Raw genomic sequence first — 8,747 nt, forward strand, 5'->3', positions numbered from 1 at the left:
AAAATTGACGTTTCACGTTGTTTGTTTCGTTCAGTTTTCAAAGAACTACTTGGTCGCTCATTTGCGACTTCCTTATGTTAACATCTTCGTTAGTTAATGTCAACTAAGTTTTTTATTTCGTTTGCCGCGTTCTGCGTTATTGCATCGGCGACTTGTTCTATATTACACCTCTATACTCTAATCGTCAATACCTTTTATCCTTTTTATTTTATAAATTATAAAGGAGCTTAAACCTTCTTCATTTATAACCTCGTACCTAGAGATTTATAAACTGGTGCAGTCACTTTCATAATCAACAATTTATACTCTCTTACTTACCTCTTACACCTTTCTAAAGAATGAATATCAAACCAAACAAATATATATTAAAAGTAGCATTTTTATTTCGAGTACATTCCAGCTACATTCACCATTATCTCCTGCCACTTCTCTCTACAAATTATTAATACACCACACATTTACTAAAATCTAATTAACTTAGGAGGCGTTATGAAATGCATGTTAATAAGAAGATCATTTATGTATCCCATGATGCCCATTTTCACGGAGCACAGCTGCTTTCTTTACATACCATTAGAGCTCTTAAAGAAAACTTTCATTACTCCGTCGCGATTATTTCAATTGGAACAGGCATTTTAATCCACGATTTTCAAAATTATGGTCCCGTTTATTGCCTAGAGAAAGACTACCCAACGGAAGGAAATGTCGAATTATTAATAAAGAAGTTAGTATCACAAGGCTATACCATCGCGATATGTAGTACCGTAATAAGTGGTGATATAGTTGCATTACTAGCTAAACACAATATAAAAGTTATTTCATTAATACATGAATTACCGCATTTAATACAACAGTACTCTGCCGAAGGAAAAGCGAGAAATATTGCCGAGTCTGCTTACAAAATAGTCTTCCCTTCACAATACGTATATGAAAAATTCCGTACAATCACCCAATTAGATCATAAGAAGTGCCATATTCTCCCTCAAGGTTTATTTAACCATAATCCTTATAAGAACAATATTGCAAAAGCTAGAAACGAATTAAGAAAAAAACATAACCTGCCTCTAGATAGCAAAATCATTTTGGGAGTAGGTTTCGCTGATCATCGAAAAGGGATAGATTTATTCTCACTTACTGCTTACTCAGTAAGAAAGATTCATAGGAATATTCATTTTATATGGGTTGGGAGAACGGATGTTCACTTTTTAAACACGCTATCCCCAAGATATACAGCACATTTTACATTAGTGGAGCCTACTCCAGATATCGGTTTATATAACGCCGGGGCTGATTTATATTTATTAACTTCAAGAGAAGATCCTTTTCCAAACGTTGTTTTAGAAGCGTTAGATACGAAAGTCCCTGTTATAGGTTTTAAAAACGCTGGAGGTTTTGAAGATGTTGTCACGGAACAAACTGGCGCATTAGTAGACTATTTAAACTTACCGATGATGTTGGAAAGAATATATGAATTTCTTGGAGATGAAGATTTACGCTTACAAAAAGGTAGCTTTGGCCAAGAACTTATTGAAAAAGATTTCAACTTCCTTCATTACATTTATCAATTATTAAACCTGCTTGAGCATAATTATAAAAAAGTAAGCGTCATTGTACCGAACTATAATTACGAAAAATACTTACCCGATCGAGTTAAATCAATATTAAACCAAACCTATCCCCTTTACGAACTAATTTTCCTAGACGATGCCTCTATTGACAATAGCGTACCTATATTTGAAAAGCTGCTCTCAAACGAAAATAAGCCCCACCTAAAAGTTCAGCAAATTATTAATGATAAAAACTCTGGTTCTGTATTTAAACAATGGATAAAAGGCGTCTCTGCAGCAACCGGTGATTACATTTGGATTGCAGAGGCCGATGACTTATGTGATCAGACCTTTTTAGAAGAAGTAATACAAGGGTTTCATATAAATAGTGATGTCACCTTAAGCTACACACAATCAAAACAAATAGATGAACAAGGAAATATCTTGGCCAATCATTATTTAGATTACACAAATGATATTGATAAGGAAAAATGGAAAAGTTCTTATGTTCGAAAAGGGACTGATGAAATACAAGATACGTTACTTATCAAAAACACGATACCTAATGTATCAAGTGTAGTTTTTAAAAACATAGATATAAAAACTATAGAAAAACAATTAGAAAAGTTTAAAGTAGCTGGTGATTGGTTTTTCTATGTTTCTATTCTTAAAGAGGGGCATGTTTATTTCAATCCAAAGCCTCTAAACAATCATAGACGACATACAAATAGCGTAACGAAAACAGAAGATTCATATTCCCATTACAGTGAAGTTGTACAAATGCAGAATTTCATTAAAAAAGCTTTTACTATCGACGACATTTCAAAAAAGAAAATGTACACATATAGAAAGTACCTTAAAGCATATTTGAAGATCTAATGATATCTTCTCTTTGCCATCAGCATCTCTTGTCAGACGTTACTATCATTTAAGGGGGGTTCCTCTTTGAAAGAATTTATAGAGGCAAATAAAGATTTGATTTCTCAAATTGCACACAACTACAATGTAAACGCAAGTATCCATCCAGAGGATCACATCTTTCAATTCCTTGTCACGAATCCAGTCTTCCCGTCTAAAAAAGAAGCAATAGATTATTATTTTCAAGATGGGAGAAAATCCGCAGAAACGCTCTTAGATTTAATTACTTCCTTTTATCCTCCTATAGACACTCCAATAAAAGTATTAGAATTCGCATCCGGATACGGCTGCGTAACACGTCATTTATTAAATCTAGAAACGAACTTAAGTATAACTACTTGTGATATACATGAAGAGGCTATTACTTTTATTGAACGTACATTAAATACTTCTTCTATCTTATCTCACCCTGAACCTGAACAAGTAAATTTGACCTCGTCTACGTATGATATCGTTTTTTGCCTATCCTTTTTTTCTCATATGCCTGATACAACTTGGTCTCGTTGGCTTCAAACATTGTATAATGCTGTTTCACCTGGCGGCTTATTCATTTTCACAACTCATGGATATCAAAGTAAAAAGTACTTCGGTTTTCCCGATTTAAATAAACAGGGTTATTGGTTTCTCCCCTCTAGTGAACAGCTCGATTTAGATGTTTATCAATACGGCCAAACAATTGTTAGCCCATCTTACGTATGTGACAAAATTAAATTATTACCTTATAACCCTATTATCAAAAAATACACTGAAGGTTTTTGGTGGGAACATCAAGACCTTTGGGTAATAAAAAAAGAAATAAAATAATAAACCACGCTCTACTTATACAGAAGTAGGGCATGGTTTATTATTTTTTACTATATAAGAACTCTTCAATCCATAGTTTATTTAATCTAATCCCACTTTTAAAATCTATTTTCGGTTCCCAATTACATTCTTGTCTTACCCTATCTATATTTAAAATGATTTTTTGAACATTTTCTTGTTTTTGTTTATAACAGATAAAATCCACTTTTCTTTCCGTTAATTTCTCCAATTCTACTATAATTCGTTTTAAAGAGAGACCTTTACCGCTTCCTATGTTATATACACAAGATTTCAAGCGATTTAATTGCGATAGTTGTATAGTAATTTCAACTAAATCATCGATATAAATATAATCTCGAATAATTTCTTGTGGATTACCATATATATTAATCTTCTCATTGCTGAGATGCTGATATAAAAAACAATTTATTGCCCCAACTTTTTTAAAAGGATTTTGATATTTTCCATATGGATTAGAATATCTACATACAACATAATCAATTCCGTATTTTCTCTTATAAAAATACAAGTAATTTTCAAGCGACACTTTTGTTATTCCGTAAGGAGAAAGTGGCTTTAATGGATGTTTCTCATCAATAGGTAAATATTCAGGTTCACCATACACGGTGCCCCCAGAAGATGCTAACACAATTCTTTTAATAGGAAAGTTTTTAACACTTTCCATGAAATTAAGAAAAAAAAAGCTACTGTTCATATCTCCAAAAACATCTTCAATTGAAGTTGCTACATTAGACGTTGCAGCTAAATAAATAATTACATCTACATTCACTAAAGTTTTATATATATCTTCAACATTCGCTAAATCACCTTTAATAAATTCAACCTCACTTATAATATCTTGAGGAAAATTATTTATATGTCTGGAAAATACTTTTACATTTTGACCTTGTTTCAATAAACCTAATGCGAGGTTAATACCAATGAAACTATTTCCACCTACTATTAAATAATTATTCTTCCTCATAATATCCTCTCTAGTAATAAGATTTTTACTTATCACACCTAGAAATACAAATAAAGTGAAACTTTAATCAGTGGGGGTTTTCTTCATCCCCCACTGATTATTAGTTGAACCAATCGGACTTTTATGGGCAGTTGATCCCCAAACTAAATTCTTTGCTTTCGCTGAATTTTGAGATGGGGGTCTTACTGCCCATTAAAGCGGGATAAATGAACTTGGTCACTTCTATTATTCCTTCTCTTATAATTGTATGCCTCTTATACATTTTCATTATCTTTATTTTATATTTTAGAATCGCTATCTCGTTTCAGACGACCACAAAAAACACTCATACTATTTACTCATTCCCATGAATATACTGGATTAGTAAAAAATCTTCTCCATAAATAAAACTTTCAAAAAGGAGCACTACATTTATGAAGAATGTAAATCAAGAACTTTTAAATTATGTAACCCTACATAAAAATCGAATTCCACATTTCCATCAAGACTTTCCACTTATACTATTTTGGAGCCACAGAAGCGGATGTACCGCATTAGCTAATTGGTTCTTTTTTCAACTTGGATTATTTACTGAGGCAAAGAAATACAATGACTTTATTCATTACTATGAGTTCTGGGTATATAAAAACCATACAAATTACATACCAGAGTTACAATGTGATCTTCTAGCAGCAAAAAAAGATGTTTGTAAACTTGTACGTAATCCCTATACAAGGGCTGTCAGCTCATTTTTATTACTTGCTGATAATCCATATGCTAACCCGCAATGGGAAAGTATCCGAAAGTGTTTTTATAATGATAAATATAGTAAACAAGGAATATCATTTAAACAATTTTTATATTACGTCCAAACATTTGGTTCCAATTCCGAAGCACTAGATATACATTTTAGTCAGCAATACGTTCCTGGTGAAGAAAACTTCATCAAGTACTATATTCCTTTAGAAGATTTTAATACACAAATCACCAAGATAGAACATACGTACGGTTTAATTAAATCCAATTTAGCACTTCTTACAAATTCCAATCACCATCGTGCTCATAAGATGATTTATACAGGAAGCTATGCAGATCTTAGCATTACAGATGCAGCCTTCCCTCGCTTTCCAACATATGAAAGCTTTTATGATAAAGAAACAATGGAGTTAGTTACAGAAATATATGCACAGGACTTTGAAATGTATCCGTACACAAAAGGGATATTGTAAGTCGATACATTCTTCAATGAATAAAAGCGAATGTATCGCATAGCATAAAATGAAACTTTAATTAGCGTGGGTTCTTCCCCCGCTAATGTTTCTATCCACTCTCTTTGATTTCGCTGATTGTTGACGTATGTGTCGTACTATCCATAAAGTGAAGGTATTTACGGGCAATCCATCTCCCACCTAACTGTTTTTCTTCAGCCCGATTTTGAATTCAGAGTCATACTACCCTGAAAATAGCAGGATAAATACATTGCATTTAACACAGGAGTGATATCATGTGGAATGTAAACTGAAACACAATCATGGATACTGCGTTATTTGTGAGAAGGAAACTACGTTTATAGAGCAGAATGATTGGCTTCGAGATCATTACTTATGTTCTACATGCCACTCTATACCAAGGCAGCGAGCTTTAATCCATGTTTTAAATACATTTTTTCCAAAATGGGGTTCCTATCATATACACGAATCCTCTCCTGGAGGGATTACGACTCAGCTACTTATAAAAAACTGTAAAAACTATACATACTCTCAATACTTTAAAAATCACCCTCTTGGCCAATACTTTCAAGGAATTAGATGTGAAAACTTAGAAGATATGACTTTCCAAAATGAATCTTTTGATTTGTTCATTACTCAAGATGTCTTTGAACATGTAATGGAGCCGAACAAAGCCTTTAAAGAAATAGAGCGTGTATTAAAGCCTGGTGGTACTCATGTGTTTACTGTCCCTTGGTATCATACACTCACAAAGACTTTGCAAAGAGCAAGAATTAATAAAGAAGGAATTGAGTATATGGAAGAGCCAATTTATCATGGTAATCCTATTGATGCGAACGGGTCTTTAGTAACATTTGATTGGGGTCAAGATATGATTGAATATATTTATACACATGCAAATATGTATACCATTGTGTATTTACAAAAGGATAGATCACTGGGGTTAGATGCTGAATTTTTGCATGTTTTTATTAGTAAAAAAACATGTAAGTAGCTGTTAATCACTACATCATTCGGAGGTTTAACAAATGAATAACTTTAAGTTAGGAAGTGATTTTGATAACCTTGTTAGCCCACTATCTGATATTGAACTTCTAAATCTATTTATACAAAGTTGCTCCCAAACAAAGATAAATGGCATCCCAGTACCTACGTTCCCCCCTGAAGAAATTCAACAACAGTTTGTAGGTGCTTCCTATGAACATGCTCTTTATGAAGCATATTTGTTTTATAGCCATGTAAAAACATACGCCCAAAATTTAGGTGTTCCCTTGAATAAAGAACGGAGAATTTTAGACTTTGGTTGCGGATGGGGAAGAATCATACGATTCTTTTTCAAAGATGTTCGCCATAAAAATTTACTTGGTATTGATGTAGATCCTATAATGATTAACCTTTGTAACGAAACGTTAGGAAGAGGCAGATATAAAATAGCTCCCCCACAACCTCCTGTAGAATTTATTAATGACAATTCATTAGACATCATATTCGCTTATTCTGTATTCTCACATTTATCCGAAGAAACTGCAGAACATTGGATAAAAGAGTTTTCAAGAATTCTTCGTCCAGGTGGCATCTTCATCGCAACAACACAAGCACGCTATTTTCTCGATTTCTGTCAACAATTTAGGGAACACCCTGAATTAATTCAAACCGGGTGGCATAAAACTTTATCTCAAGCTTTTCCAGATATAAATCGTACCATCTCGGATTATGAACGTGGAAATTTTGTCCACAGTCCTACAGGGGCAGGAGACGTTAGAGATCGTAGCTTTTATGGAGAAACTGTTATACCTAAAACTTATATTAAAAATCACTATGAGAAGTATTTAAAGCTACGGGACTTTTTTGATGATGTAAACCGATTACCCCAAGCCCTATTTGTTCTCCAAAAAGATTAACCCTTTTCATTCATGGTAATGCGCGTAATTTCATAATGAAAATCATTTTTTATCTCAGCTATATCGAGCAAACTGTAAAAATGAATTCATTATGGAGCATACAAAAACAGTAAGTAAATAACATATCTCGCGCTTTGAACTAGAGCCCAAAAATCAAAAGTAACTTCCCACCACTTGAACTACGAAGAACATAAGGAGGATATACCTTGAAAATAATCGCTTTTTACTTACCACAGTTTCATCAAATAAAAGAAAATGACCGATGGTGGGGGAAAGGATTTACTGAATGGACAAATACTAAAAGTGCACGACCTTTATTTTCAGGACATTACCAACCTAGAGAACCTTATCAAGATTTTTATTATGACTTAACCACCCCATCCGTAAGAAAATGGCAAGCAGAAATCGCCAAAGCACATGGCATATATGGTTTTTGTTATTACCATTACTGGTTTAAAGGAAAGAGGCTATTGGAGACACCCTTTAATGAGGTACTTAAGATGAAGGAACCAGACTTTCCATTTTGCCTTTCTTGGGCAAATGAACCGTGGACAAAAACTTGGGATGGTCTTGATAGTCACATATTAATGCCACAAAATTACGGAGAGTTATCGGATTGGAAAGAACACTTTGAGTATTTATTACAAGCTTTTCAAGATGAGAGGTATATCCGTATAGATGATAAACCACTATTTATTATTTATCGGCCTGGACATATCCCTAATTGTGAGCAAATGCTTCATTATTGGAATACACTCGCACAAGAACATGGTTTGAAAGGTATATACTTTGCAGAAACATTAAACAGCTTTCCACTTCCTAATATAAATGGGTTTGATGCTAGCATTCAATTTGAGCCTTTTTATACAATTGCTCATGATAGCTCTTCAGACATAAATAAGACAATATATGAGTCTGATAAAAAAATAAATGCTTGGGATTATGATAAAGTGTGGATGTATATATTAAAACGATCTCTTCCAGAGAAAAAAACATTTCCCGGTGCCTTTGTTGACTGGGACAACACAGCACGCCGCAAAGACTTAAATAGCAGCATCTTCCTAGGTTCTACCCCTAGGAAGTTCACGATATATTTAAGCAAACAAATCCAGCGTACCTATTCCCTTTACAACAGCGAGTTTTTATTTATTAATGCGTGGAATGAATGGGCCGAAGGTACTTACTTAGAACCAGATAAAAAGTATGGATTCGCCTATTTAGAAGGAGTTAAACAGGCTATTAACAGAGGTATGAAAGCATACAAAAAAGACGAGTCATACTGACTCGTCTTACAGTTGCTTGGCGACGTCCTACTCTCACAGGGACAAGGTCCCAACTACCATCGGCGCTAGAGAGCTTAACTTCCGTGTTCGGTATGGGAACG

General features: G+C 33.8%; 7 protein-coding genes and 1 rRNA gene. 6 read left to right on the forward strand and 2 right to left on the reverse strand.

Annotated features, from left to right (window positions below):
* The first annotated feature begins 494 nt into the window (after positions 1-494).
* Complete coding sequence (locus MR115_RS29280; RefSeq protein ID WP_242243807.1) at positions 495-2,426, forward strand: glycosyltransferase; 1,932 nt, start codon at positions 495-497, stop codon at positions 2,424-2,426.
* 66 nt (positions 2,427-2,492) lie between these two features.
* Entirely contained in the window at positions 2,493-3,269 is a 777-nt protein-coding gene (locus tag MR115_RS29285) for a class I SAM-dependent methyltransferase (RefSeq protein WP_242243808.1), read from the forward strand.
* Between the two features lie 40 nt (positions 3,270-3,309).
* Here MR115_RS29285 and MR115_RS29290 read toward each other — a convergent pair whose 3' ends face one another.
* On the reverse strand, positions 3,310-4,254 hold the full coding sequence (locus tag MR115_RS29290) for an NAD-dependent epimerase/dehydratase family protein (protein ID WP_242243809.1): 945 nt from the start codon (positions 4,252-4,254) through the stop codon (positions 3,310-3,312).
* A 413-nt stretch (positions 4,255-4,667) separates the two neighbouring features.
* Between MR115_RS29290 and MR115_RS29295 the strand changes: the two genes are divergently transcribed.
* The 4 genes from MR115_RS29295 (at position 4,668) to MR115_RS29310 (ending at position 8,646) form a co-directional block, all read left to right on the forward strand.
* Complete coding sequence (locus MR115_RS29295; protein WP_242243810.1) at positions 4,668-5,462, forward strand: sulfotransferase family 2 domain-containing protein; 795 nt, start codon at positions 4,668-4,670, stop codon at positions 5,460-5,462.
* Between the two features lie 277 nt (positions 5,463-5,739).
* Complete coding sequence (locus tag MR115_RS29300; protein ID WP_242243811.1) at positions 5,740-6,456, forward strand: class I SAM-dependent methyltransferase; 717 nt, start codon at positions 5,740-5,742, stop codon at positions 6,454-6,456.
* Positions 6,457-6,490: 34 nt separating this feature from the next.
* Entirely contained in the window at positions 6,491-7,363 is an 873-nt protein-coding gene (locus MR115_RS29305) for a class I SAM-dependent methyltransferase (protein ID WP_242243812.1), read from the forward strand.
* Positions 7,364-7,569: 206 nt separating this feature from the next.
* Positions 7,570-8,646, forward strand: a complete 1,077-nt coding sequence (locus tag MR115_RS29310; RefSeq protein ID WP_242243814.1) for a glycosyltransferase WbsX family protein — start codon at positions 7,570-7,572, stop codon at positions 8,644-8,646.
* A 14-nt stretch (positions 8,647-8,660) separates the two neighbouring features.
* On the opposite strand, the gene rrf is transcribed toward MR115_RS29310, so the two are convergent.
* Positions 8,661-8,747: ribosomal RNA gene (gene rrf, locus MR115_RS29315) — 5S ribosomal RNA — on the reverse strand; the annotation flags it as partial.

The organism is Bacillus cereus group sp. BfR-BA-01309, from assembly GCF_022664315.1.
GTDB lineage: Bacteria > Bacillota > Bacilli > Bacillales > Bacillaceae_G > Bacillus_A > Bacillus_A mobilis.